Origin of the sequence: Streptomyces sp. NPDC002773 (genome assembly GCF_040295605.1) — a bacterium.
In the GTDB taxonomy this organism is placed as follows: domain Bacteria; phylum Actinomycetota; class Actinomycetes; order Streptomycetales; family Streptomycetaceae; genus Streptomyces.
Window position 1 is genome coordinate 384,657 of record NZ_JBEOVO010000002.1, and the last position, 25,321, is coordinate 409,977.

The 25,321-nt window shown below is 71.6% G+C and carries 22 protein-coding genes; 11 read left to right on the top strand and 11 right to left on the bottom strand.

The window, feature by feature from the left end; translation table 11 throughout:
• Positions 1–7 precede the first annotated feature (7 nt).
• From ABT034_RS04315 to ABT034_RS04340, 6 genes are all read left to right on the top strand, one after another.
• Positions 8–1,057, top strand: a complete 1,050-nt coding sequence (locus tag ABT034_RS04315) for a cupin-like domain-containing protein (RefSeq protein WP_351211080.1) — start codon at positions 8–10, stop codon at positions 1,055–1,057.
• Between the two features lie 74 nt (positions 1,058–1,131).
• The gene (locus ABT034_RS04320; protein WP_351211082.1) at positions 1,132–2,427 is read left to right on the top strand and encodes an MFS transporter; all 1,296 of its coding nucleotides are present in this window, start codon (positions 1,132–1,134) and stop codon (positions 2,425–2,427) included.
• The gene (locus tag ABT034_RS04325) at positions 2,424–2,615 is read left to right on the top strand and encodes an MbtH family protein (protein WP_351211084.1); all 192 of its coding nucleotides are present in this window, start codon (positions 2,424–2,426) and stop codon (positions 2,613–2,615) included. Before ABT034_RS04320 ends, ABT034_RS04325 begins: the two co-directional genes overlap by 4 nt.
• Before the next feature lie 9 nt (positions 2,616–2,624).
• The gene (locus ABT034_RS04330) at positions 2,625–3,371 is read left to right on the top strand and encodes a thioesterase II family protein (RefSeq protein ID WP_351211086.1); all 747 of its coding nucleotides are present in this window, start codon (positions 2,625–2,627) and stop codon (positions 3,369–3,371) included.
• Positions 3,372–3,373: 2 nt separating this feature from the next.
• Positions 3,374–4,231 (top strand): alpha/beta fold hydrolase, encoded by an 858-nt coding sequence (locus ABT034_RS04335; RefSeq protein ID WP_351211088.1) that lies wholly within the window; start codon positions 3,374–3,376, stop codon positions 4,229–4,231.
• On the top strand, positions 4,228–6,714 hold the full coding sequence (locus tag ABT034_RS04340; RefSeq protein ID WP_351211090.1) for a M28 family peptidase: 2,487 nt from the start codon (positions 4,228–4,230) through the stop codon (positions 6,712–6,714). The genes ABT034_RS04335 and ABT034_RS04340 overlap by 4 nt, the downstream gene beginning before the upstream one ends.
• Before the next feature lie 70 nt (positions 6,715–6,784).
• Here the strand turns inward: ABT034_RS04340 and ABT034_RS04345 are convergent, their stop codons facing one another.
• From ABT034_RS04345 to ABT034_RS04365, 5 genes are all read right to left on the bottom strand, one after another.
• Positions 6,785–8,365 (bottom strand): aldehyde dehydrogenase family protein, encoded by a 1,581-nt coding sequence (locus ABT034_RS04345; protein WP_351211092.1) that lies wholly within the window; start codon positions 8,363–8,365, stop codon positions 6,785–6,787.
• A gap of 86 nt (positions 8,366–8,451) precedes the next feature.
• A complete protein-coding gene (locus ABT034_RS04350) occupies positions 8,452–9,015 on the bottom strand; it encodes an RNA 2'-phosphotransferase (protein WP_351211094.1) in 564 nt (187 codons plus the stop codon).
• 141 nt (positions 9,016–9,156) lie between these two features.
• Positions 9,157–10,086, bottom strand: coding sequence for a MerR family transcriptional regulator (locus tag ABT034_RS04355; RefSeq protein WP_351211096.1), 930 nt, complete (start codon positions 10,084–10,086; stop codon positions 9,157–9,159).
• Positions 10,087–10,169: 83 nt separating this feature from the next.
• A complete protein-coding gene (locus tag ABT034_RS04360) occupies positions 10,170–11,972 on the bottom strand; it encodes an SDR family oxidoreductase (RefSeq protein ID WP_351211398.1) in 1,803 nt (600 codons plus the stop codon).
• A 38-nt stretch (positions 11,973–12,010) separates the two neighbouring features.
• Positions 12,011–12,856 (bottom strand): M24 family metallopeptidase, encoded by an 846-nt coding sequence (locus ABT034_RS04365; protein ID WP_351211098.1) that lies wholly within the window; start codon positions 12,854–12,856, stop codon positions 12,011–12,013.
• Between the two features lie 251 nt (positions 12,857–13,107).
• Here ABT034_RS04365 and ABT034_RS04370 point away from each other — a divergent pair, with 251 nt between their 5' ends.
• From ABT034_RS04370 to ABT034_RS04385, 4 genes are read left to right on the top strand one after another with little or no spacing between them, the layout of a single operon-like run.
• A complete protein-coding gene (locus ABT034_RS04370; protein WP_351211400.1) occupies positions 13,108–14,073 on the top strand; it encodes an ABC transporter ATP-binding protein in 966 nt (321 codons plus the stop codon).
• Complete coding sequence (locus tag ABT034_RS04375; protein ID WP_351211100.1) at positions 14,070–14,981, top strand: ABC transporter permease; 912 nt, start codon at positions 14,070–14,072, stop codon at positions 14,979–14,981. Before ABT034_RS04370 ends, ABT034_RS04375 begins: the two co-directional genes overlap by 4 nt.
• A 49-nt stretch (positions 14,982–15,030) precedes the next feature.
• Positions 15,031–15,942, top strand: a complete 912-nt coding sequence (locus ABT034_RS04380) for an ABC transporter ATP-binding protein (RefSeq protein WP_351211102.1) — start codon at positions 15,031–15,033, stop codon at positions 15,940–15,942.
• A 14-nt stretch (positions 15,943–15,956) separates the two neighbouring features.
• Positions 15,957–16,676: an ABC transporter permease gene (locus ABT034_RS04385; RefSeq protein ID WP_351211104.1), complete on the top strand. Its 720-nt coding sequence runs from the start codon at positions 15,957–15,959 to the stop codon at positions 16,674–16,676.
• 85 nt (positions 16,677–16,761) lie between these two features.
• Here the strand turns inward: ABT034_RS04385 and ABT034_RS04390 are convergent, their stop codons facing one another.
• Entirely contained in the window at positions 16,762–18,081 is a 1,320-nt protein-coding gene (locus ABT034_RS04390) for a CynX/NimT family MFS transporter (RefSeq protein ID WP_351211106.1), read from the bottom strand.
• A complete protein-coding gene (locus ABT034_RS04395) occupies positions 18,081–18,758 on the bottom strand; it encodes a FadR/GntR family transcriptional regulator (protein ID WP_351211108.1) in 678 nt (225 codons plus the stop codon). The genes ABT034_RS04390 and ABT034_RS04395 overlap by 1 nt, the downstream gene beginning before the upstream one ends.
• Before the next feature lie 123 nt (positions 18,759–18,881).
• On the opposite strand from ABT034_RS04395, the gene lpdA reads away from it, so the two are divergent.
• A complete protein-coding gene (lpdA, locus tag ABT034_RS04400) occupies positions 18,882–20,285 on the top strand; it encodes a dihydrolipoyl dehydrogenase (RefSeq protein ID WP_351211110.1) in 1,404 nt (467 codons plus the stop codon).
• Positions 20,286–20,475: 190 nt separating this feature from the next.
• Here lpdA and ABT034_RS04405 read toward each other — a convergent pair whose 3' ends face one another.
• The 4 genes from ABT034_RS04405 to efeB all read right to left on the bottom strand — a co-directional run bounded on the left by ABT034_RS04405 (position 20,476) and on the right by efeB (position 25,317).
• Entirely contained in the window at positions 20,476–21,282 is an 807-nt protein-coding gene (locus ABT034_RS04405) for an HAD family hydrolase (protein ID WP_351211112.1), read from the bottom strand.
• On the bottom strand, positions 21,279–22,568 hold the full coding sequence (serS, locus tag ABT034_RS04410; protein ID WP_351211114.1) for a serine--tRNA ligase: 1,290 nt from the start codon (positions 22,566–22,568) through the stop codon (positions 21,279–21,281). The genes ABT034_RS04405 and serS overlap by 4 nt, the downstream gene beginning before the upstream one ends.
• Positions 22,569–23,064: 496 nt before the next feature.
• Positions 23,065–24,000, bottom strand: coding sequence for a prephenate dehydratase (gene pheA, locus ABT034_RS04415; RefSeq protein ID WP_351211116.1), 936 nt, complete (start codon positions 23,998–24,000; stop codon positions 23,065–23,067).
• Between the two features lie 48 nt (positions 24,001–24,048).
• Positions 24,049–25,317, bottom strand: a complete 1,269-nt coding sequence (efeB, locus tag ABT034_RS04420; RefSeq protein WP_351211402.1) for an iron uptake transporter deferrochelatase/peroxidase subunit — start codon at positions 25,315–25,317, stop codon at positions 24,049–24,051.
• Positions 25,318–25,321 lie beyond the last annotated feature (4 nt).

Below are 25,321 nucleotides of genomic sequence, written 5' to 3' on the forward strand. Positions count from 1 at the left end.
ACCCGTCATGACCATCGACCAGGCCGAACTGGACGCGACCGTCGCCGGCACGATCTTCCCCGAGGCCACGGTGAAGACCGACGCGATCGACCGGATCCACGCGCCCTCCCGCGAGGAGTTCACGCGCGAGTACGTCTACAAGCGCAAGCCCGCCATCATCACCGGCCTGATGGACTCCTGGCCGGCCATGGAGCGCTGGAGCCTCGACTACTTCCGCGAGCACTTCGGCGACCTGGACATCCACGCCAACCTCCAGCGGCTCGACAACGAGCTGATCCTGGGCAACGTCGGCGGCTTCCGCGGGATGAAACTGGCCGCGCTGCTCGACGAGATCGAGAAGAACACGGACGCGAACCGCGCGTACTACCTGCGCGCCTACCCCGTCCACCGCATGGTGGAGCACTTCCCGGGGCTCGCGGACGACTACGACCTCCCCGACCTGGCGCCGAACTGGGCCGACATCCGCTTCAAGGCGGACTGGCGGACCGGCACGGCCAACCCGGCCAAGCTCCTCGGCCTCTACCTCGCCAAGACCTTCCTCAACCGCGGCGGCGGCAAGGGCGCCCCGCGCGAGACCGTGTCCTCGCGGGTCGCGGCGGTGATGTTCGTCGGCAGCAAGGGCACCGTGACGCCGTTCCACAGCGACGGCATGCAGACCGCGGCCTACCTGAGCCAGGTCGTCGGCCGCAAGCGCTGCTACTTCGTCTCCCCCGACCAGCACGAGAAGCTGTACCCGCGCCGGTTCCGCCGCCAGTTCGGCATGGCGCAGGTCGACTACCGCCGCCCCGACCTGACGCGCCACCCGCGCTTCAAGGACGTGGTCGTGGAGGAGACCGTCCTGCACCCGGGCGAGACGCTGTACGTCCCCAGCGGCTACTGGCACGCCATCGAGGCCATGGACACCTCGATCTCGTACAGCCACCAGATCGTCGGCGAGGACAACGCGCTCGGCTGGCTGACCTGCATCCCCGAGCGCTACCTGGCCCAGATGTACTTCAAGTCCCAGGGCGGTCTGCGCAACGTGACCGGCGCCAAGGACTGGGACGACTGGGCCTGACGGTGAGCACACCAGCGAGCACACCACCAGCGGGCACACCCCCAGCGGGCACGGCCGCGAGCACGGCCGTCGGCGTGGCAGCGAGTACGGCCTCCGGCACGGCAGCGGGCACGGCCGTCCCCGCCGGCCCGAATCTGCTGCGGGACCGCGACTTCCTCCTGTTCGCCGGCGGCCAGGGCGCCTCCGCACTCGGCGACGCGCTGAGCAAGACCGCCCTGCCGCTCCTCGTCCTCGCCCTCACCGGCTCCGGACTGCACATGGGCCTCATCGCCATGCTGACGGCGCTGCCCATGATGCTGCTCGGCGTCGCCGCGGGCGCCTGGGCCGACCGCTTCGACCGGCGGCGGATGATGCTCTGGTCGGACGTCGGCCGTGCCGTGCTGGTCGGCGCGGTGCCGCTCGCCGCGCTGCTCGACCTGCCGATGCTGCCGGTGCTGTACGCGATCGCCGTGCCGGTCGGTGTGCTGTACGCCGTCTTCGAGGCGGCCTGCCTGTCCTGTGTGCCGTCGCTCGTCGGCCGGGACCGGCTCGGCGAGGCGAACTCGCTGCTCTCGATCGGCAACGCGCTCGGCTACATCGCGGGTCCCGCGCTCGCCGGTGTCCTGGTGACGGGCGTCGGCGGGGCCGGCACCCTCGGGGTCGACGCGCTGACGTTCGCCGTGTCGGCGGTCTCCCTGATGCTGATCCGCCGCCCGCTCCAGACCGCGCGGGAGCTCCCGCCGGCTCCGATGCGCCGGCAGGTCCTGGAGGGCTTCCGGTTCATCGCGGGGCACCGGCTGCTGCGGGCGGCGCTGCTCTACTGGGCGGCGATCACCTTCTTCACCGCGCCGATCATCATCTGTGCCACGTACTTCATCCGTGAGGACCTCGGCTGGTCGCCCGGCGTGCTGGGGTCGATCATCGCGGTCTACGCCGTCGGGGCGATCGCCGGCGCGGTGCTCGCCTCGCGGATCAAGGAGGCCTCCGTCGCGGTCATGTGCGCCGGGACGGTCCTCGGCAGCGTCGGACTGCTCGTCCTGAGCGGCACCGCGTCGCTGCCGCTGGCCCTCGGCGTCGTCCTGCTCGCGGGCGGCGGCGAGTCGCTCTCCGCGATCCTCTACAGCACCCTGCGCGCCCGGCTCACCCCGGACGAGCTCCTCGGCCGGGTGACGACGACCGCGCAGGTCGCCGCGTTCAGCCTGAAACCCCTGTCCGTCCTGGTGGCCGGTCTCGCCCTCGAAGCGACCTCCGGCTCCCTGACCCTGGCCGTGATCGCGGTCTCCTGCATCGCGATCAGCGTCGGCTTCGGCGTCTTCAGCCGCCGGCTCCCGACGGCGGCCCCCGCGACCCCCCTTCTCCCGAACCTGACACCCCAAGAGGTAGTGCGATGACTGTGACCACCGTGGAGCCCGAGTACGTCGTCGTGGTCAACGACGAGGAGCAGTACTCGATCTGGCGGAGCGACCGCGAGCTGCCGGCCGGCTGGGAGGCCGACGGTCCTTCCGGCACCAAGGACGAGTGCCTCGACCACATCGAGACCGTGTGGACCGACATGCGTCCGCGCTGCGTGCGGGGCTGATCGGCCGTCATGACACTGCTCAGAAGGCTCAGCGCCGGTGCCGGAAGCAGCCGGATCGTCTGCCTGCCGTACGCGGGAGGCAACGGGACGATCTACGAGAGCTGGACCGCGTGGCTCCCCTCGGACGTGGAGCTGTGGGCGCCCGACCTGCCCGCGCGCGAGCAGCGGATGCTCGAAGCGCCCGTGGAGGACATGGAGCTGCTCGTCGCCACCCTCGCCGACGAGCTCGCCGCGGACGGACGGCCGACCAGCCTGTTCGGGCACAGCTTCGGCTCGCTCGTCGCGTTCGAGGTGGCCCGCACGCTCCAGCGGCGGGCGGACCCGGTGGACTGCCTGGTCGTGTCCGGGATGCCGGCGCCGCAGGTGCTGCCCGACCGGCTCGCGCCGACGGACGCGGAGATCCTCTCCAACCTCCGTTCGCACGGTGTGGCCCCGCCGGAGTTCTTCGAGCAGCCGGATCTGCTCGAACTCGTCATGCCGGGCCTGCGGGCCGACTACCGGATGGCGATGGGCTACCGGTACCGGGACGGCGAGCAGCTCTCGGCCAGGGTGTTCGCCCTGGGAGGCACCGACGATCCCGGGGTGCCCGCCGAAGGACTCACGGCCTGGGCGGCGCAGTCCGGGTACGGCTGCCCGACCCGGATGTGGCCGGGCGGACACATGTATCTGCTGAGTCATGCCGAGGAAGTCGCCGCATTCGTGATCGGCTGCCACATGCGGTCGATCGGCCGCACTCTGCAGTCACTGGAAGGATGAACATGGAAACGCGCAGGATCACCGTCCCCGGCGGAGAGCTCTGGACCGCCGGCAGCGGCGCGGAGGCCGCCCCCGCCACCGTCATGGTCCATTCCGGCATCGCCCACGGGGAGATGTGGTCCCCGCTGCTGCGGGCCCTCGGCGACGAGGTGTTCGGCGTCGCCTACGACTGCCGCTGCTTCGGCCGGTCCACGACGGTGCTCGACGGCGAGTTCTCCGACATCGACGACCTCGCGAGCGTCCTGGACGCGTACGGACTGAAGTCAGCCGTCCTGGTGGGGGAGTCCCGGGGCGCGCGGCTCGCGATCGACTTCGCGCTCGCCCACCCGGAGCGGGTCAGCGGCCTCTTCCTGCTCGCGCCCGACGTCTCGGGCTTCGACGGGCCGGTCGCGGACGACGAGCGCCCGCTGCTCGACGCGGTCGACGCGGCCGAGGAGGCCTGGGACGCCGCCGAGGCGGCCGACACCGACCGGGCGGTCGAGGAGCTGATCGCGCACGAGGTACGGCTGTTCGTCGACGGCCCCGGCCGTGAGCCGGTGGCCGAGCGCGCCGCCGTACGCGAGACGGTCGCCGACATGCTGCGGCTCAACTACACGCAGCAGAAGGACACCCCCGACTTCGTGAAGGCGGAGCCCGCGGCCGGGCGCCTCGCGGAGCTGGGCTGCCCGGTCCGGGTCCTCGTCGGGGACGCGGACACCGCCGGCATGCGGGCCACGGCGGAGGAGATCGAGAAGACCACGCCGGGGGCCTCGCTGGTACGGGTCCCGGACGCGGCGCACGCCCTCACCCTCGAACACCCGGAGACGGTCGAGCGGGAACTGCGGTCCTGGTTGCGGGAGATCAGGGGCACCGGGTCATGACCGAAGGAGCAGGCACGGCGGTGAGCGCACGGAAGTCGGGGGCGGACGAGGGCGTACGGGACGGGGCGGACGTGCGGACCGTACGGGACGGGGCCCGCGCCCGGTCTGTACGGGACGGGGCCGACGCCCGGTCTGTACGGGACGGCGCCGACGCGCGGACCGTACGGGACGGCGCCGACTCCGCGCGGTCCGGTCTCGGCGATGTTTCACGTGAAACCCCGCGCCGCGTGGGTGTCACGGGCCGGCCCGGTCCGGGCCGGTTCGCCGGCACCTGGGCCGTCCTGGGCCTGCTCCTGGTCGTCGCCTTCGGGCTCGCGCACTGGGCGACCCGCCCGGCGCCCGACGGGGAGGCCGGCCGCGCCGCCCTCGCCACCACCCAGCGCCTTGAGGACCTCGGCCCGCACGTCGCGGCGAGCCCGCAGGTCGCCGAGGCGCTGGACATCGTCGCCGGTGAGCTGAAGGGGGTCCCGGGCCTGGAGGTGGAACGCCAGCGTGCCTCGGGCTCGTACCGCTTCCATGACCGCGCCGTCGACTACAGCGTCGAGAACGTGATCGCCCGCCAGCCCGGAGACTCCGACGACGCCCTCCTGGTGAACGTCCACGTCGACTCCGCGATGGAGGGCCCCGGCGCCGCCGACGACGGCGTCAACGTCGGCGCGCTGATCCAGGCCGCACGGCAGCTGGCCGGCCAGGACCACCACCGTACGGTCATCTACCTGTTCAACGGCGGCGAGGAGGTCGGCCTCACCGGGGCGGACGCCTTCACCCGGCACCCGTGGGCGGCGGACGTCCGCTGGTTCCTGAACCTGGAGGCCGTCGGCTCCGGCGGACTGCCCATCCTCTTCCAGGCGGGCGAGGACGACGGTCGGCTGATCGAGCTGGCGGGCAACACCGAACGGCCCTACGGCTCCGTCCTCGGCCAGTGGCTGTTCCAGGCGGGCCTCATCAACTCCGACACCGACAGCCGGGTGTGGCGCGCCCAGGGCTGGTCGGGCCTCGACTACGCCCTCTTCGAGGACGGTTACCGGTACCACACGCCGAACGACCGGGTCGTCGGCATCGGCTCCGGATCGGCGCAGGCGGTCACCGACATGACCGTCCGGTTCGCCACCGACGTGGCCGGGACCGCCGACCTGGGCGAACGGAAGCCCGCCCCCTACTACTTCGACGTGCTGTCCCGCGGCTGGGTCACCCTCGACCCGCTCCAGATGAAAGTCGGCACGCTCGGGCTGCTGCTCGCCCTGGCCGCGCTGACCTGGCGGGCCTGCCGGGTCTGGGACCTCAGGACCGGCCGGGTGGCGGCCACCGCGGGCGCCGCGCTCCTCGGTCTACCGGCGGCCGTGGTCACGGGCGTCGCGCTCGGCGCGGCCCAGTCCCTGGCCGGCCCGCACTCCTGGTTCGCGCATCCGTGGCTGGTCCACGCGGTGACGCTGCCCCTCGTCGTCCTCGGCGCGCTCGCCCCCCAGCTGCTCCTCGAACGCAGGCGCCGCCGCCGCACCCCGGACGCCACCCGGCGGCCGGCGGCCCGTACCGCGCTCCTCGGCAATGCCTGGGCGGTCGGCCTCCTCGGCGCGGTCACCGCCTGGCTGGGCATCGGCCCCGGCTATCTGCTGTGGATCACCTCGGCCCTGCTCGTCGTGTCGATCGGCGGCTTCCTGGTGCTGCCGGGCCGCTGGCGGGCGGTTCCGCTGGTGGTGAGCGCGTTCGTGTCGTTCGTGCTGATCGCCCAGTTCACCCGGAACCTGTTCGAGCTCGCGGTCCCGATGATGGGCCGGCTGCCGACCGCCATCCCCCTGGACGCGGCCCTCGCCGTGGCGTCCGTCCTGGTCGCCGTACCGCTGGCGCTGATCCTCGCGCCGTTCGCCGCCTACGCGGGGCGGCCGCCGCGCCGGTCCGGCCTCGTCCTGGCGGCGTACACCGTCTGCGGACTGCTCGTCGTCGGCCTCACCTCGCCGTACGACAGCGCGCACCCGAAGCTGGTGGAGCTGTTCCAGGAGCAGACCGGCGGCGAGGACGCGCGGATCGTGCTGGAGGGCCGCGACTACCTCACGCCGCAGAAGCTGGGCGTCGTCGACCAGGTCGCCCGCGAGACCGGGCTGCGGGCCCGCGACGGCGCGCTCACCGCGCGGAAGGTGTCCGTACCGGAGGGGACCGTCTCCTTCGCCACCGCCGGTACGACCGCGCCCGTCCGGATCACCCTCGGCGCGAACCGCGCGGAGCTGATCAGGATCACGGTGACGGGCTCCGGCCTCTCCGTCGGCGGCCGGTCCTTCGACGGCGGCGAGGCGGTGATCGACGTCGTCGGCCGTTTCGACGGGCACACGGTGACCGTGACCCGCTCGGGTCCCGTCGAGATCCAGGTCGACCAGGTCTTCCTGCAGACCGGGGAGGACGCGAAGCGGGCCCTGGCGGCCCTGCCGGAGTGGACGGTGGGCCACGCGCAGACGGTCGTCCAGCGCAGGTGGGCGGACGACCGGTCCTGAGAGGGCGTTACTGCCGAGGGCGCCGACGGAGTTGGTACGACCACCGCCGTCGGCGCCCTCGGCTCGGCGTCTATCGGGTGCCGTCGGTCCAGGCAGCCGGGAGCCGGTAGGTCAGGTCGGCTTCGACCGTCGCCACGTCCATCTGCGCCTTCTGCAGCGAGCCGGAGAAGTCCCAGTTCATCGACTGCCAGCGGGTGAACTGGTCGAGCACCCACACCCCGGACTGGCGGCTGCCGTTGCCGGACTTGCCGTTGCCGCCGAACGGCAGGTGGGCCTCCGCGCCCGAGGTGGAGTTGTTGACGCTGATCATTCCGGCGCCGACGCCCTGCCGGAAGCGGAACGCGGTGGCCGGGTCGCTGGTCCAGACGGCGGCGGAGAGCCCGTAACCCGGGGTGTTGGCGAGCTCGATCGCCTCGTCGATCGTCCGGTACGTGGTCACCCCGACGATCGGCCCGAAGGTCTCTTCAAGGAAGATCCGGTCCGTGGGACGGACCCCGTCCACGAGCACCGGGTGGTAGTACAGGCCGTCCGACGGGTCACCGACGAAGCCCTCCCGGGGCGACTCGGCGGTGATCCTGCCGACCGCGGTCGAACCGAGGACCGTGTGGTGCTCGTCGATCCAGCTCAGGGCGGTCTCGTAGGAGCGGGCGAACTTCTCGTCGAGCAGCGGGCCGTAGACGACGCCCTCGGACGGCTCGCCCACCGGCGCGGTCCGTACCGCCTCGGTGAAGCGGCGCACGAACTCGTCGCGCACGTCCTCGTGCGCGATGACCGTGCCCAGCGAGGTGCAGCGCTGGCCCGCCGTGCCGTAGCCGGAGAACAGCGCGGCCTGCACGGCCAGGTCGAGGTCCGCGTCGGGCGCGACGACCATCGGGTTCTTGCCGCCGAGCTCCAGGCACGGCGTCTGCAGGTGCCGGCCGCACAGCTCGCCGATCCGCCGGCCGACGAGCGTCGAGCCCGTGAAGCCGACCTTGTCCACCAGACCGCGGCCCAACGCGGCGTCCAGACCCTCGAACGTCGTCTCGCCGTCGGCGAAGACCAGGTTGAGGACCCCGGCGGGCACACCCGCCCGCCACGCGAGTTCGGCCAGGGCGCGGGCGGTCGCCGCCGCGTACTCGGCGGGCTTCCACACCACCGCGTTGCCGCACAGCAGGGCCGGGGCCAGGTACCACGAGGGCACCGCCACGGGGAAGTTGCCCGCCGTCACGATGACCGCCACGCCGACCGGCATCCGGAAGGTGAAGAGCTGCTTGTCGGGCATCTCCGACGGCACCGTGTGCCCGTACAGCCGCCTGCCCTCGCCGAGGAAGAACTCGCAGGTGTCGATGATCTCCTGGACCTCGCCCAGCGCCTCGGCGTACGTCTTGCCCACCTCGCGGGTGACCAGCCGGGCGAGGGCCTCCTTGTTCTCCTGCACCAGGCGCCCGAAGGCCCCGACGACCTGCCCGCGCACCGGGGCCGGCACCCGCGCCCAGTCGCGCTGTGCCTCGCGCGCCGCCGCGCAGGCGTCCTGGAACGTGTCCGCGTCGGCCAGCCGGACCTCGGTGACGACGTCGCTCAGGAGCGCCGGGTTCCGTGAGGTGTAGACGACGCCGTCCCCGGCGGTCTCCTTGCCGTCGATCACCGAGTTCAGCGCAGTCGGAGCCGCCACCTGGGTTTCCTCTCACCGTGTCGAATGCGGCCGCGAGTATAGCTGTCGGTGCCCGCGCGACCGGCTCGGCGGACCAGGCCCTTCGGTCACGCCCCCGGGAAGCGCAGGAACTCCGGTGGGACGGCGTCGGACAGCCAGACCCCGTTGGCGCTGACGTGGAAGACGTGTCCGGCCCGGTGCATGGCGCCGGCGTCGACGACGAGCACGACCGGCCGCCCGCGGCGGGCGCCGACCCGGGTCGCGGTCTCCCGGTCGGGGGAGAGGTGCACATGGTGGCGGGCCATGGGGCGCAGCCCCTCCGCCCGGATCGCGGGGAGCACGGCCGCGACCGTGCCGTGGTAGAGGTACGCGGGCGGTTCGGCGGCCGGCAGGTCCAGGTCCACCTCGACGGTGTGGCCCTGGCTGGCGCGGATGCGGGTGCCCTCGATCGCGAACCGCTTCTTGTCGTTGGTCGCGACGACGTGGTCGAGTTCCTCGCGGGTGATCGGGAAGCCGCTCCGCGCGGTGGCGTCGAGCAGCGCGTCGATCTCGGTCCAGCCATGGGCGTCGAGGACGAGTCCGATGCGCTCGGGCTGGTGGCGCAGATGCTTGGAGAGGTACTTCGAGACTTTCACCGTGCGGCGCTCGTCCGACGGTTGTTGACGGGTCATTCCTTCAGGATGCCGGAGCCGGGTCCGCTTGACCATTGATGTGCGGCGGGCAGGTTTGGTCCACAACCAAAGTGAGTTATCCACAGGCTAGTTGCGAATTCTGTGGACAACGGGGCCGTGCTGACAGCCTAATTGAGCAACTTATCCACTCTCAGGGCGACTTGCGGTAAGAGCATCCAATGTCCTCTTGTGCACCTCTCGTTCGGCGGCGGCGGTGACAAAGGCCGCGACCCCGTCCTGCCCGACGAGATCCTGAACCGCCCGTATGGTCCCGGCCGGAAGCGCCACCGGACGCGGCTCGTCGTCCCGCACCGGCGGCGCGTCCGGTGACAGATGGAGCTGGAGATGCCGGGTCGCCAACACTTGCATGGCCCGCGCCAGTTCGGCGTCGACGGTCTGCTGGGCGAGCGGCCGGAGCCGTCGCACCATCGTCGCCGCCTCCGTCGCGTCCGCGTCCGTGGGTGGCCGGTGCTCCAGGTAGCGGGCGAAGACGTGCTCGGTCGTGAACTCCAGGAAGCGGGAGGCGATGTACTCCACCTGGTCGCGAAGTTCCCTCAGATGGCCGGTGATCGCCACGAGGGGCACCCCCGCCGCGTACAACTCCACCGCAACGGCCAGTTCCTGGGGACTGGGTACGAGGTACTCCTCCGTCTCCCGGTCCGGTATCCGTTCCAGTACGCCGAGCTCGACCGCCTCCCGGATGGCGTCCTCGTCCGGCGTGCCGCCGAAGCGGGCGTCCAGCTCGGCGCGCGAGATCCGGGCCGCCTCCTCGTCCGTCCACGGTCCGTGGACCTCCGCGACCAGACCGAGCACCCCGCCGAGGCCCCGGCCGGTGTCCCAGGCCTCCAGGAGCTCCTTGATCGAGGCCAGGGTGTAGCCCCGGTCGAGGAGGTCGGCGATCTGCCGGAGCCGCGCGAGGTGCGCGTCCCCGTACACGTTCGACCTGCCCCGCCGCTCCGGACGGGGCAGCAGACCGCGGTCCTGGTAGGCGCGGATCGTCCGGACGGTGGCCCCGCTGTGATGGGCGAGGTCCTCGATCCGGTACTCCGGCTGTGCTGACTGCTCGGACAAAACCGCTCCCACCGACCGCTCGCTCCACCCCGCCACCGGGGCCCCTCAGACAGGGATCGTACGACCGCCGCCCCGCCCGCTCCCTACTCCGGCGGCTGCCAGCGTGCGAAGGCGCGCAGCGCTCCCGGGCTCAGCCGGGACAGGAGGCGGACGCCCCGGGCCTCGGGGGTCACCGGCACCACCGCGCGGTCGTGCAGGACCGCCCCCAGGATGGCGTCCGCGACCTTCTCCGGCGGGTAGTTCCGCAGGCCGTACAGCCGCGACGCCTTCCTCTGGCGCCGCTTCTCCTCCGCTTCGTCCATGACCCCCGCGAACCTCGTCGTCGCCGTGATGTTGGTGTTGACGATGCCGGGGCATATCGCGGACACCCCGATGCCCTGGTCGGCCAGCTCCGCGCGCAGGCACTCGCTGAGCATGAGCACCGCCGCCTTCGACGTGCTGTACGCGGGCAGCGTCCGGGAGGGCTGGAACGCCGCGGCGGACGCGGTGTTCACGATGTGACCGCCCTGACCACGCGCGGTCATCTGCGCGCCGAAGATCCGGCACCCGTGGATCACGCCCCACAGGTTGACGTCGAGGAGCCGCTTCCACTCCTCGCTCGTCGTGTCGAAGAAGGAGCCGGCGAGCCCGATGCCCGCGTTGTTGACGAGGACGTCGACGATCCCGTACTCGTCGGCCACCTTGGCCGCCAGTTTCTCCATCGCCTGTTCGTCGGCGACGTCGACGGACTCGGCCCAGGCCTCCGGGGCGCCGATCAGCCGGGCCATCTCGGCCGTGCGGACCGCGCCCTCGCCGTCCCGGTCCACGGCCACGACCCGCGCACCGGCCTCGGCGAAGGCGAACGCGGTGGCCCGCCCGATGCCGCTGGCCGCGCCGGTCACCAGGACCAGCTGCCCGCCGAACCGCTCCGCGTACTCCGGCCTCACCCCGCTCTTCGCCGCCGTCGCGGCGGCCGGCCAACGGGCCCCCGGCGCCTTGGCCGCCGGTTCCTCGTTGGCCCGGACGAACGCGCCGATCCAGGCGGACAGCTGGTCCGGCCGGGTCCGCGGCACCCAGTGCTTCGCGGGCAGCGTGCGCCGGGTCAGCTCCGGCACCCACGTCCCCAGGTCGTCGTAGAGCCGCTCGGAGAGGAAGGCGTCACCGGTCGGCGTGATCAGCTGCACGGGCGCGTGCGCGAACGCGTCGGGGCGCGGCCTGCGGAGCCGGGCGCGGACGTTGTCCCGGTAGAGCCACGCGCCATGGGCGGCGTCGCTCGGCAGCGAAGGCGTCGGGTAGTCCCCGGCCGGGACCTTCTCGATCCGCTCCAGGATCTTCGGCCAGCGCCTGCCGAGCGGCCCCCGCCAGGCGAGCTCGGGAAGGACGGGCGTGTGCAGCATGTACACGTACCAGGACTTGGCGCCCTGGCCGAGGAGCTGGCCGACCCCGCGCGGGGTGGGCCGGGCCATCCGCTGCTTGATCCAGTGCCCGAAGTGGTCGAGCGAGGGCCCCGACATCGAGGTGAAGGAGGCGATCCGGCCCTCGGTGCGGGGGACCGTCACGAACTCCCAGGACTGCACCGAACCCCAGTCGTGGCCGACGAGGTGCACCGGCCGGTCCGGGCTGACGGCGTCGGCGACGGCGAGGAAGTCGTCGGTCAGCTTCTCCAGGGTGAAGCCGCCGCGCAGCGGGGCCGGCGCCGTCGAGCGGCCGTGGCCCCGGACGTCGTAGAGGACCACGTGGAACTCCTCGGCGAGCCGGGTCGCGACCTCCGACCACACCTCCTTGGAGTCCGGGTAGCCGTGCACGAGGAGGACGGTCGGCCGGCCCGTCTCACCGAGTTCGGCGACGCACAGTTCGATCCCGCCCGTACGGACCCAGCGCTCCCGCGCTCCCGCGAGCTGCGTCATCCCCGTCGCCCCCGTCGTCGTTCCGTCGTGCCCCGCCATCAGACCGCCCCTTCGTTCCAGCGCCGCACGTGCGGCAGATCGTCGTCCAGCCAGAACGCGCTCTGCTCGGGGTCCCGGGAGTCGGTGACGACCAGGATCTCCTCGAACTTGGCGCCCGTCCCCCGGAATCCGAGGTGCGGCTCGACCGCCCAGAGGCCGGGCCTCGGCGGGTGGTCGGAGAACGTGTAGGGCGACCAGAGCGGCGACCAGCCGTCCCGGTGGCCGTGCAGGGCGTCGCTCGCGAGGCCCTTGAGGGCCTGGGTGCCGAAGCCGAAGAGCGTCGGGGACCAGCGGCGCTCCTTCACCCGGTCGATCTTGTGGGCGATGACGCCGAAGGGATAGGCCCGGTGCCGGTTGGCGTATCCCTGGCGGACCATGAGCCGGTCCACGTCCTGGTAGATCTCGCGGAGCGTGCGGCGCTCGCGGACCTCGCGCAGGATCAGCTCGCGATGGTCCTCGAGGTCGGCGAGCAGCTTGTCGTGCAGGGGGTTGAGGCCCAGGCAGCCGCTGTAGCCGATGTCGGCGGTGTACCCCTTGTAGACGGGGGCCATGTCGAGGATGAAGGGCATGCCCGCTTCGAGCCGCCGGTTCGTCGGGAAGAACTGCAGCGGGATCCTGAAGTCCACGAAGGCCGTGCGGTCCCCGAACCAGGCGAACGGCCGGTGGAACCAGTCCCGCACCCCCCGCTCGTACAGCCACTCGCGCTGCATCCGCGCGGCCTCGCGCTCGGTCACGCCCGGCTTGAGCTGCGCCGCGACGGCCTCCGCGCACTCGTAGGAGAGCCGCTGTACGTCCCTGAACCCGCGCAGCTCCGCGGAGAGTTCGCCAGTCACTGCTGAGGCCATGCCACCCGCCGTCCCGTGTGAGCGTCCGGTCGCGCTACGCGTTCGTAACGTGACATCGATGAATGTGACAATGCCTGGCGGCTACGTCAAGGGGTCCGACACGAGGCTGTGGAAAAGTCCGGCGGCCCGCCTGTGGAAAAAGACTTTCGTCTCGACCCCCCTACTGGGTTTGTACTCCTGTAGTCGGACAAGGATCGAGCCGTTGGGCTGACGACCGCTGTGGTGCACACCACTACCGTCGAAGCGTGACTGTGATCGCGACCGAAAGCCTCAGCAAGCGGTTCCCCCGGGTGACCGCTCTTGACCGGCTCTCCCTGGACATCGGACCCGGTGTGACCGGACTCGTGGGTGCCAACGGAGCCGGCAAGTCCACCATGATCAAGATCCTGCTCGGACTCTCCCCCGCCACGGAGGGCCGTGCCGAGGTCCTGGGCCTCGACGTCCGGACGGATGGCGCCCGGATCCGTGAGCGCGTGGGATACATGCCCGAGCACGACTGCCTGCCGCCCGACGTCTCGGCCACCGAGTTCGTCGTCCACATGGCGCGCATGTCCGGGCTGCCCCCGACCGCCGCCCGCGAGCGGACCGCCGACACCCTGCGGCACGTGGGCCTGTACGAGGAGAGGTACCGCCCCATGGGCGGCTACTCGACCGGGATGAAACAGCGGGTGAAGCTCGCCCAGGCCTTGGTCCACGACCCGAAGCTGGTCCTCCTCGACGAGCCGACCAACGGTCTGGACCCGGTCGGCCGGGACGAGATGCTGGGACTGATCCGCCGGGTCTGGACCGACTTCGGCATCTCCGTCCTCGTCACCTCGCACCTCCTCGGCGAGCTGGAGCGCACCTGCGACCACGTCGTCGTCATCGACGGCGGCAAGCTGCTCCGCTCCAGCTCCACCAGCGACTTCACCCGCACGACCACGACCCTCGCGGTCGAGGTCACCGACTCCGACGCCCACCCCGACGGCACGTCGTCGCTCCGCGCGGCGCTCGCCGCCGCGGGGGTCACCCTCCACGCGGGCGTGGAGGACGGTCTGCCCGGCGCCGGCCACATCCTGCTCCTGGAGGCGCAGGGCGAGGAGACGTACGACCTCGTGCGGGACACCGTCGCCGACCTCGGCCTCGGTCTCGTCCGCATGGAGCAGCGCCGCCATCACATCGCCGAGGTCTTCCGGCCCGAGGCGTCCCCGCAGCACGAGGAGGTGCCGGCCCGATGAGCACCCAGACCCCCCAGCCCTCCCAGGCCGCTCCCGACACGACGCAGATCCACAACATCGGCTACCGGTCGTACGACGGCCCGCGCCTCGGCCGGGCGTACGCGCGCAGGTCGCTGTTCTCGCAGTCGCTGCGCGGCGCGTACGGACTGGGCCGCAGCGCCAAGTCCAAGGTGCTGCCGATGCTGCTCTTCGGCGTGATGTGCGTCCCGGCGCTGATCTTCGTCGCGATCGCGGTCTTCACCAAGCAGTCCAAGCTGACGATCGAGTACACGCAGTACGCGATCTTCCTCCAGGTCGTCATCGGCATCTACCTGGCCTCGCAGGCCCCGCAGTCGGTCTCCCGCGACCTCAGGTTCAGGACCGTGCCGCTGTACTTCTCCCGCCCGATCGAGCGCGCGGACTACGTCCTCGCCAAGTACGGCGCGATGGCGTCGGCTCTCTTCATCCTGACGGCCGTGCCGCTGCTGATCATGTGGATCGGCTCGATGCTCGCCAAGATGGACTTCGCCGAGCAGACCAAGATGTTCGGCCAGGGGCTCGTCTCCGTGGCGCTGCTCTCGCTGCTCTTCGGTGGCATCGGCCTCGTCTTGGCGGCTCTCACGCCGCGCCGAGGCTTCGGCGTCGCCGCCGTGATCGGCGTCCTGACCATCTCGTACGGCGCGGTCTCGACGCTCATGGGCATCGCCTACGCCACGGAGAACACGGGCGCCATCGAGTGGCTCGGCCTGTTCTCGCCGATCACCCTCATCGACGGCGTGCAGACCGCCTTCCTGGGCGCCCCGCCCATGTTCCCCGAGCTCGGAGGCCCGGGCGCCGGCGTCGGCGCGGTCTATCTACTGGTCGTCCTCGCGCTGATCGCCGGCTCGTACGGCATCCTGATGCGCCGCTACCGAAAGGTCGGGCTGTGACCGCCCTCCCGTCGCCCGCCACCACCCCACTAAGGAATGGGCTGCGCCCATGAGCATCCTCTCCATCGACCACGCCTCCCGCTGGTTCGGGAACGTCGTGGCCGTGAACGACGTCACGATGACGGTGGGCCCGGGCGTCACCGGCCTCCTCGGGCCCAACGGCGCCGGGAAGTCCACCCTGATCAACATGATGGGCGGCTTCCTCGACCCCTCCACCGGCTCCGTCACCCTCGACGGGCAGACGATCTGGGGGAGCGAGTCGGTCTACCGCGAGATCGGTGTCGTGCCCGAGCGGGAGGCGATGTACGACTTCCTCACGGGCCGTGAGTTCGTCCTGGCCAACGCGGAGTTGCAGGGCCTCGGCGCCAAGGAGGCCCAGCGGGCCCTGGGCACGGTCGAGATGGAGTACGCCCAGGACCGGAAGATCTCCACGTACAGCAAGGGCATGCGGCAGCGCGTGAAGATGGCTTCGGCCCTCGTCCACGAGCCGTCCGTGCTGTTGCTCGACGAGCCGTTCAACGGCATGGACCCGCGCCAGCGCATGCAGTTGATGGACCTGCTGCGGCGGATGGGCGCGGACGGCCGCACGGTCCTGTTCTCCTCGCACATCCTGGAGGAGGTCGAGCAGCTCGCCTCCCACATCGAGGTGATCGTGGCCGGGCGCCACGCGGCCTCCGGTGACTTCCGCAAGATCCGCCGGCTGATGACGGACCGGCCGCACCGCTACCTCGTCCGCTCCAGCGACGACCGGGCGCTCGCCGCCGCGTTGATCGCCGACCCGTCCACGGCCGGCATCGAGGTCGACCACGGGGAGGGCGGTCTGCGCGTGCAGGCGGTGGACTTCGGACGGTTCACGGAGCTGCTGCCGAAGGTCGCGCGCGAGCGGGGGATCCGTCTGCTGACGGTCTCGCCCTCGGACGAGTCCCTCGAATCGGTCTTCTCATACCTCGTCGCGGCCTGAAAGGAGCCTGACCGATGTACAACCCCACAGTCGCCCGGCTCACCTACCGGGCCCTCCTCGGCCGCCGCAGGGCCCTGATCCTCTTCCTGCTGCCCGGCATGCTGCTGCTCATCTCGGCGGCGATCCGCGTCCTCAGCGGTGCGGACGACCAGGCCGCGGCCGACGTCCTCGGCGGCTTCGCGCTCGCCACGATGGTGCCGCTGATCGGCGTGATCGCCGGCACCGGGGCGATCGGCCCGGAGATCGACGACGGCTCGATCGTCTATCTGCTCTCCAAGCCGGTGAAGCGCTCCTCGATCATCTTCACGAAGCTGATCGTCGCGATCGCGGTCACGATGGTCTTCTCGGCGGTGCCGACGCTGATCGCCGGCTTCATCCTCAACGGCAACGGCCAGCAGGTGGCCGTGGCCTACATGGTGGCGGCGCTGGTGGCCTCCATCGCGTACAGCGCGCTGTTCCTGCTGCTCGGCACGATCAGCAGGCACGCCGTGGTCATCGGCCTGGTCTACGCCCTGGTGTGGGAGACCCTCTTCGGCTCCCTGATCGCGGGCGCGCGGACCCTCAGCGTCCAGCAGTGGGCGCTGGCCCTCGCGCAGAAGGTCACCGGTGACGGACTGGTCACCTCCGACGTCGGGCTGACCACGGCGGTGGCGCTCCTCGCGGGCGTCACGATCGCGGCGACCTGGTTCGCCGGCTTCAAGCTCAACCGGCTGACGCTGGCGGGTGAGGAGTAGAAACCGAGGAAGAAGCGGTACGACTCCGCGGGCGGACGCCCCACCCCGAACCCCCCACCCCGGAGCCGTACCGCACCCCCCTCCCTCACACCGTCCGATCCCGGGCGGCGAGCAGTCCCACGGCGAGGGCCGCCGCGCAGACGGCGAGGACCCCGCAGATCGGCAGGGTCCAGGAACCGGTGGCCTGGTGGAGGACACCGGCCGCGAGCGGCCCCACCGCGGCGAGCAGATAGCCGACGGTCTGCGCCATCCCGGACAGCCGGGCCGCGGTCACCGCGTCCCCGGCGCGCAGGACGATCAGGGTCAGGGCGAGACCGACCGCCCCGCCCTGGCCGACGCCGAGCACGGCCGACCAGAGCCAGGCCCCCTCGACCGGCGCCACCATCAGACCGGCGTAACCGGCCGCGACCAGCGTGGTGACAAGGACGACCAGCGGGCGCTGGCTCCGCATCCGGCCGGCGAGCAGCGGCACCGCGAACGCGCCCGCGACCTGGATCAGGTTGTTGAAGGCGAAGACGACTCCGGCGGTGGAGCGGCTCATCCCGTGGTCGGTGAAGATCGTCGGCATCCAGGCGATCAGCACGTACGTCCAGAGCGACTGCAGGCCCATGAACAGCGTGACCTGCCAGGCGAGCGCGGAGCGCCAGACGCTCACCGGCCGGGCGACGGCGGCCGGGGCGGCCCGTACCCCGTGGTCCGTACGGCCGCGGGCGATCAGCACCTGGGGCAGCCAGGCGAGGGCGGCGACCACGGCGAGCAGCGACCAGAAGGCCAGCGAACCCTGCCAGCCGCCGCCCAGCGACTTCTCCAGCGGCACGGCGGCCGCCGCCGCGACCGTCGCTCCGGCGATCATCGCGCCCGTGTAGACCGAGGTCATCGCGGCGGCCCGGCCCGGGAAGTCACGCTTGATCAGGCCGGGCATGAGCACGTTGAGCAGGGCGATCGACGTGCCGACGAGAACCCCGCCGCCGTACAGCGCGTACACGGACGGCAGTACGCGCGCGAGGATGCCGACGGCGAGCAGGAGGAGCGCCGCGAACAGGACGCGCTCGGTACCGAACCGGCGGCCCAGCCACGGTGCGACCAGCGCGCCCGCGCCGAGGAACAGCACGGGCACCGAGGTGACGAGGGAGCCGGCCGCCGCGGAGAGCCCGAAGGCGTCGGATATCTCGCCGACCAGGGGGGCCACGCTCGCGAGGGCGACCCGCATGTTCAGCGAGGCGAGCACGATCCCGGTGAGGAGCAGCGCCGGGTGGGCGAGCAGGGCCCTGCGGGCGGCCGTCCCCGCCGCTGAGGTCCGAACCCCGGCCTCGGCGTTGACGAGGACCCGCGACGACGCCGCCTCGGGCTCCGCCGAAGGTATCTCCGCCGTACGTGTCTCGGCCGTACGTGTCTCGGCGGTCATCAGGAGCGCTCCGTGAGCGCGGCGACCGTCTCCATCGGCACCCGCAGCAGTTCGCGGGCCTGCCGTTCCGCCGCGTCCGGATCGGCCGCCTCGATCGCGGCCACCAGCGCCTCGTGGGCGTCGATGTCGACCGGCGGCATCTCCCGGTCGCCGAGGGCCTCCACGAGCACCTCGTGGACCTGGGCGGAGAAGAACCGGTACACCTCGACGAAGGCCGCGTTGTGCGTCGCGCCGACGACGGCCAGGTGGAAGGCGAGGTCCGCGTCCGCGTCCCGGTCGCCCTCCTCGCGCAGGCCGGTGAGGGCCGCCCGCAGCCGCAGCAGGTCGTGGGTGTCCCGGCGGGCCGCCGCGAGCCGGGCGGCTTCGGCCTCGAGGGCGACCCGGAGTTCGAGGACGTCGGCCGCGCCGGCGTGCCGCACACCGCGCAGGACGGCTGCCGGGTCCGCCGTCGACCTGACGAAGGTGCCGTTGCCCTGACGCGACTCCAGAAGGCCCGCGTGGACCAGGACCCGGACCGCCTCACGGACGGTGTTGCGGCCCACGCCGAGCTGCTGGGCGAGCTCGTGCTCGGTCGGGATGCGGTCGCCGACCGCCCACTCCCCGTCCGCGAGCTGCGTCCGCAGCTGCTCCACCACGGAGTCCACCAGTGAGGTCCGCCCCGCCGCCCTGAGTGCCATGCCGTTCCGACCTCTCCATTTGCCCGGTTGCCCAGTCATCCTACAACTGACCGCGCCGGGAACACCGGACTACTGTGGGCCCGTACGCGGACCGAACACCCTCACCACCCTCGGGAGTCAGTCATGTCAGACCGCTTCGACGTCGTCGTACTCGGAGCTGGCCCCGGCGGCTACGTCGCCGCCATCCGCGCCGCCCAGCTGGGCAAGCGGGTCGCGGTCGTCGAGGAGAAGTACTGGGGCGGTGTCTGCCTGAACGTCGGCTGCATCCCCACCAAGGCGCTGCTGCGCAACGCCGAACTCGCCCACATCTTCAACCACGAGGCGAAGACCTTCGGCATCAAGGTCGACGGCACCGTCACCTTCGACTACGGCGACGCCTACCGCCGCAGCCGCTCGGTCGCGGACGGCCGCGTCAAGGGCGTCCACTTCCTGATGAAGAAGAACGGCATCACCGAGTTCGACGGCCGGGGCACCTTCCTCGACGCGAACACCCTCCAGGTGGCCAAGTCCGACGGCACCTCGGAGACGATCACCTTCGACAACTGCATCATCGCGACCGGCGCCACCCCGCGCCTGCTCCCGGGCACCGCCCGCAGCGAGCGCGTCGTGTCGTACGAGGAGCAGATCCTCGCCGAGGACGCCCCGAAGTCGATCGTCATCGCGGGCGCCGGCGCCATCGGCATCGAGTTCGCGTACGTCCTCAACAACTACGGCACCAAGGTCACGATCGTCGAGTTCCTCGACCGGATCGCCCCGTTGGAGGACGAGGAGGTCTCCAAGGAGCTGGCGAAGCAGTACCGCAAGCTCGGCATCGACGTCCTGACCTCCACCCGCGTCGAGACCATCGACGAGTCCGGCCCGCGGGTCCGCGTCACCGTCACCGGCAAGGACGGCACCCAGAAGGTCCTTGAGGCCGACAAGGTCCTCCAGGCCATCGGCTTCGCCCCGAACGTCACCGGCTACGGCCTCGAGGCGACCGGCGTCGCCCTCACCGAGCGCGGCGCGATCGACGTCGACGGCCGCTGCCGCACCTCCGTGCCGCACATCTACGCCATCGGTGACGTCACCGCGAAGCTGATGCTCGCGCACACCGCCGAGGCCATGGGCGTCATCGCCGCCGAGACCATCGGGGACGCCGAGACCATGGAGCTCGACTACCCGATGATCCCGCGCGCCACCTACTGCCAGCCGCAGATCGCCAGCTTCGGCTGGACCGAGGCGCAGGCCCGCGAGAAGGGCTTCGACGTCAAGGTCGCCAAGTTCCCCTTCGTGGCGAACGGCAAGGCGCACGGTCTCGGCGACGCCACCGGCTTCGTCAAGATCATCGCCGACGGGACCCACGGCGAGATCATCGGCGCCCACCTGATCGGCCCCGACGTCACCGAGCTGCTGCCCGAGCTGACCCTGGCCCAGCAGTGGGACCTCACCGTCCACGAGGTCGCGCGGAACGTCCACGCGCACCCGACGCTCGGCGAGGCCGTGAAGGAAGCGATCCACGGCATCGCGGGACACATGATCAATTTCTGAGCCGGCGGACGGAAAACCGCTCGCCCCCGAACGGCGGCCCGGCGCACACTAGTTGTACGGGGGGCACGGGGGACCCCCCGGGAGCGGCCGCTTCGAGCGCGCGGACTTCGGTCCGCGCGGGCCGCGACCCGCGAAGGCCCGCTCCCTCACCGGGAGCGGGCCTTCGAACGGGTGCGAGTGCGTGCGGCGCTCAGGCGGCCAGCAGGTTCTCCAGGACGACCGCGATGCCGTCCTCCTCGTTGGAGGTGGTCACCTCGTCCGCGACCGCCTTCAGCTCCGCGTGCGCGTTGCCCATGGCCACGCCGTGGGCGGCCCAGCCGAACATCGGGATGTCGTTCGGCATGTCGCCGAAGGCGATCGTCTCCGCGGCCTTCACGCCGAGACGGCGCGCGGCCAGCGAGAGACCGGTCGCCTTGCTGAGACCGAGCGGGAGGATCTCCACGACGCCCGGCCCCGCCATGACGATGTCCACGAGCCCGCCGACGGTCTGACGGGCGGCCAGGGTCAGCTCGTCGTCGGTCAGCGTCGGGTGCTGGAGGTAGAGCTTGGTCAGCGGCGCCGCCCACAGCTCCGCCGGGTCCTCGTACGGAAGGTACGGCAGCCGGCCCTCGTGGACCCGGTAGCCGGGGCCCATCAGGACCTCGCCCTCCAGACCGTCGCGGCTCGCGGCCAGCGCCAGCGGGCCCACCTCCGCCTCGATCTTGGAGAGCGCGAGCCCGGCGAGCTGCCGGTCCAGGGTCAGCGAGGTGAGCAGCCGGTGCTCACCCGCGTGGTAGACCTGCGCCCCCTGCCCGCACACCGCGATCCCCTCGTAGCCGAGGTCGTCGAGGATGTGCCGGGTCCAGGGCACCGCCCGGCCGGTGACGACGATGTGGGCGGCGCCCGCCGCCGTCGCGGCGGCGAGCGCGTCCCGCGTACGGTCCGAGATGGACTCGTCGGACCGCAGCAGCGTGCCGTCGAGGTCCGTCGCGACCAGGCGGTAGGGGAAGGAGCTCACTTGGCGATCGGCTCCAGGACCTCGCGGCCGCCGAGGTAGGGCCGCAGGATCTCCGGCACCCGTACCGAACCGTCGGCCAGCTGGTGGTTCTCCAGGATCGCCACGATCGTGCGCGGTACGGCGCAGAGCGTGCCGTTCAGGGTGGCCAGCGGCTGCACGGTCTTCTTGCCGCCCTGCTCGTCGCGCATCCGGACGGAGAGGCGGCGGGCCTGGAAGCTGTCGCAGTTCGAGGCCGAGGTCAGCTCGCGGTACTTGCCCTGGGTCGGGATCCACGCCTCGCAGTCGAACTTGCGGGAGGCGGAGGAACCGAGGTCACCGGTGGCGACGTCGATCACCTGGAACGGCAGCTCAAGGGCGGTCAGCCACTGCTTCTCCCACTCCAGGAGCCGCTTGTGCTCGGCCTCGGCGTCCTCCGGAGCGACGTACGAGAACATCTCGACCTTGTCGAACTGGTGGACGCGGAAGATGCCCCGGGTGTCCTTGCCGTACGTGCCGGCCTCGCGGCGGAAGCAGGGCGAGAAGCCCGCGTACCGCAGCGGCAGCTTGTCGGCGTCGATGATCTCGTCCATGTGGTACGCCGCGAGGGGCACCTCGGACGTGCCGACGAGGTAGTAGTCGTCCTTCTCCAGGTGGTACACGTTCTCCGCGGCCTGGCCGAGGAAACCGGTGCCCTCCATGGCGCGCGGACGGACCAGCGCGGGGGTCAGCATGGGGATGAAGCCGGCCTCGGTGGCCTGGGCGATCGCCGCGTTGACCAGGGCGAGCTCCAGGAGGGCGCCGACGCCGGTCAGGTAGTAGAAGCGCGATCCGGAGACCTTGGCGCCGCGCTCGACGTCGATGGCGCCGAGCGCCTCGCCGAGTTCCAGGTGGTCCTTGGCCTCGAAGCCCTCGGCCGCGAAGTCACGGATGGTGCCGTGCGTCTCCAGGACGACGAAGTCCTCCTCGCCACCCACGGGCACGTCCGTGTGGACGATGTTCCCGAGCTGGAGCAGGAGCCGCTTGGCGGTCTCGTCGGCGTCGTTCTGCTCGGCCTCGGCGGCCTTGACGTCGGTCTTGAGCTGCTCGGCCTTCTGGAGGAGTTCGGCGCGCTCCTCGGGGGTGGCCCTGGGGATCAGCTTTCCGAGCGCCTTCTGCTCGGATCGGAGCTCGTCGAAGCGGACGCCGGACGACCTGCGCCGCTCATCGGCGGAGAGCAGGGCGTCGACGAGCGCGACGTCCTCTCCACGGGCGCGCTGGGAGGCGCGAACACGGTCGGGGTCCTCACGGAGCAGGCGAAGGTCAATCACCCCACCAGGCTACCGGTGCGCGTTCGCCCGCCCCCACCGATTAACGTCACGAGTACTGTTTCGCCCGAATTGCCACCCGCGGAATGCGGGGATCAGGTGCCGCGCATTCAAGTTATCCACAGGCTGTGCGGAAAATCTGTGGACTGCGGGAAAGCGTGGGCGGATTCCCGCCCCCTGACCTGGGAAATCCGTGATCAAACGCCATTGAGGCACTCATTTGGGTGGGAATTGCTCGCTCCAAAGAGTTGGGCAAGCGGGAAGTGCTGACGGCAGAGCCCTCTCGGCACGGTGGAGCGCTGTGGACAGGCGAGGTCCGGCCCGAGAATGGCTAGGGCGATTTGTCGACCTTGTCGGGGTGGGCTGTCGACTTGTCCCCAGGTTGCGGGTGACCCCTGTGGATAACCATGGTGGCGAACTGAAAATACGCAGGTAGGACTAGTGGTTCGTACCTGTGGACGAACGCTCCCGCCGAAGGGAGCGTTCCGTCACCATCGGGTCAGGCCCGACCGTCCTGGGCCCTCGCCAGCCAGTCGGAGGCCGACATGAACTCCCCGTCCGAGGTCCCGCGCCGCAGCGCCCGCACGTCCTCGACCTCGACACCCGCCCTCGGGTACGAGCCGAGGAAGCGCACCTTGGGGCAGATCCGCTTGAGCCCCATCAGCGCCTCGCCCACCCGCCGGTCCGAGATATGGCCCTCGGCGTCCACCGCGAAGCAGTAGTTCCCGATCCCCGCCCCCGTCGGCCGGGACTGGATCAGCATCAGGTTCACCCCGCGCACCGCGAATTCCTGGAGCAGTTCGAGGAGGGCACCCGGATGATCGTCACCCAGCCACAGCACCACCGAGGTCTTGTCCGCGCCGGTCGGGGCCGCCGGCCGGGCCGGCCTGCCCACGAGCACGAACCGGGTCTCGGCGTTCTCCGCGTCGTGGATCTCCGTGACCAGCGCCTCGAGACCGTACGTCGCCGCCGCGAACTCCCCCGCGAAGGCGGCGTCGAAGCGGCCCTCCTGCACCAGCCGGGCCCCGTCCGCGTTGGAGGCGGCCGACTCCCACACCGCCTCGGGCAGGTGCGCCCGCATCCAGTTCCGGACCTGCGGCTGGGCCACCGGATGGCCCGTCACCGTCTTGATCTCCGACAGCTTCGTCCCCGGGCGCACGAGCAGCGCGAAGGCGATCGGAAGGAGCACCTCGCGGTAGATCATCAGCGGCTCGCCGGAGGCCAGCTCGTCCAGGGTCGCGGTCACCCCGCCCTCGACCGAGTTCTCGATCGGGACGAGCGCGGCGGCGGCCTCCCCGTTCCGTACGGCGTCGAGCGCGGCCGGGACCGAGACCATGGGGACGAGTTCCCTCGTCGCGGCCTCGGGCAGCGTACGCAGCGCCGCCTCCGTGAAGGTGCCCTCGGGGCCGAGATACGTGTACCGGGTGGCGGACATACCGTCACCCTAATGGGCCCGGAGGGCGCGGGCCGCCCGCTCGGGGCGTCACGACTCCAGGAGCCGCTGCCCCACGTACTCGCCCTCGGCGGGACCGCCCGGGACGGCGAAGAGACCGCTCGACTCGTGACGGATGAACGCGGACAGCGCGTCGCCCCGGTCGAGCTTGCGCTGCACCGGGACGAAGCCCCTCAGCGGATCCGCCTGCCAGCAGACGAAGAGCAGGCCGGCGTCCGGCGCCCCGTCGGGGCCGATGCCGTCGTGGAAGGAGAACGGCCTGCGCAGCATCGCCGCCCCGCCGTTCTGTTCGGGGGCGGAGATCCGGGAGTGCGCGTTGTCCGGGATGACCGTCCGCCCATCCGGGCCGACCTTGTTCAGATCCAGCTCGGTGGTCTCCGTACCGCCGGTGAGCGGGGCGCCGTCGGACTTCCTGCGCCCGATCACCTTCTCCTGCCCGTCCAGCGGCAGCTTCTCCCAGTCGTCGAGCAGCATCCGGATCCGGCGCACCACCGCGTACGAGCCGTCGGCCATCCACTCCTCCGCGCCGGTGGCCCCGGCCGGGACGAAGATCCGCCGGTCGAAATCGGGGTCGGTCAGCTTCGGGTTGCCCGTGCCGTCGACCTGGCCCATCAGGTTGCGCGCGGTCATGGGCTTCGCGGTGGCACCGGCCGAGCGGTTGAAGCCGTTCATCTGCCAGCGCACCCGGGCCGCGTCGCCCGCGTCCTTCTGGAGCGCCCGCAGCGCGTGGAAGGCGACGAGGGCGTCGTCCGCACCGATCTGCACCCACAGGTCACCCTCCGAGCGCCGGGGATCCAGCGCGTCGGCGGAGAAGGCGGGCAGCGGGTCGAGCCCGGCGGGGCGGCGCGCCACGAGCCCGGTGCGGTCGAAGAACGTACGCCCGAAGCCGAAGGTGACGGTGAGGGAGGAGGGGCCCGCGTCGAGCGCGATCCCGGTGTCCCCGGTCGGGGCCCCGCCCGACATCACCGCCTTCGCCGTCGCCGACCAGCGGCGCAGCAGAGCGACCGCCTCCTTGCGGCCGGCGCCCGGCGCGAGGTCGAAGGCGAGCAGATGGCCTCGGGACTGGAGCGGGGTGGTGATACCGGCCTGATGTTTCCCGTGAAACATCACCTCGGTCGCGCCGACCGTGGACAGCGCCGGGGCGCCACCCGCTCCGGTCGCGGTGGCGCCCTCGCCCGAGGCGGCCTCGGTGACTCCGACGCCGGCGGCCGCGCCGATGACGAGGCCGGCCGCGCCCGCCGCGCCGACGGTGCCGAGCAGGCGCCGCCGGGAGATCTCAGGGGTGTCGTTCTCGGTCACGGTC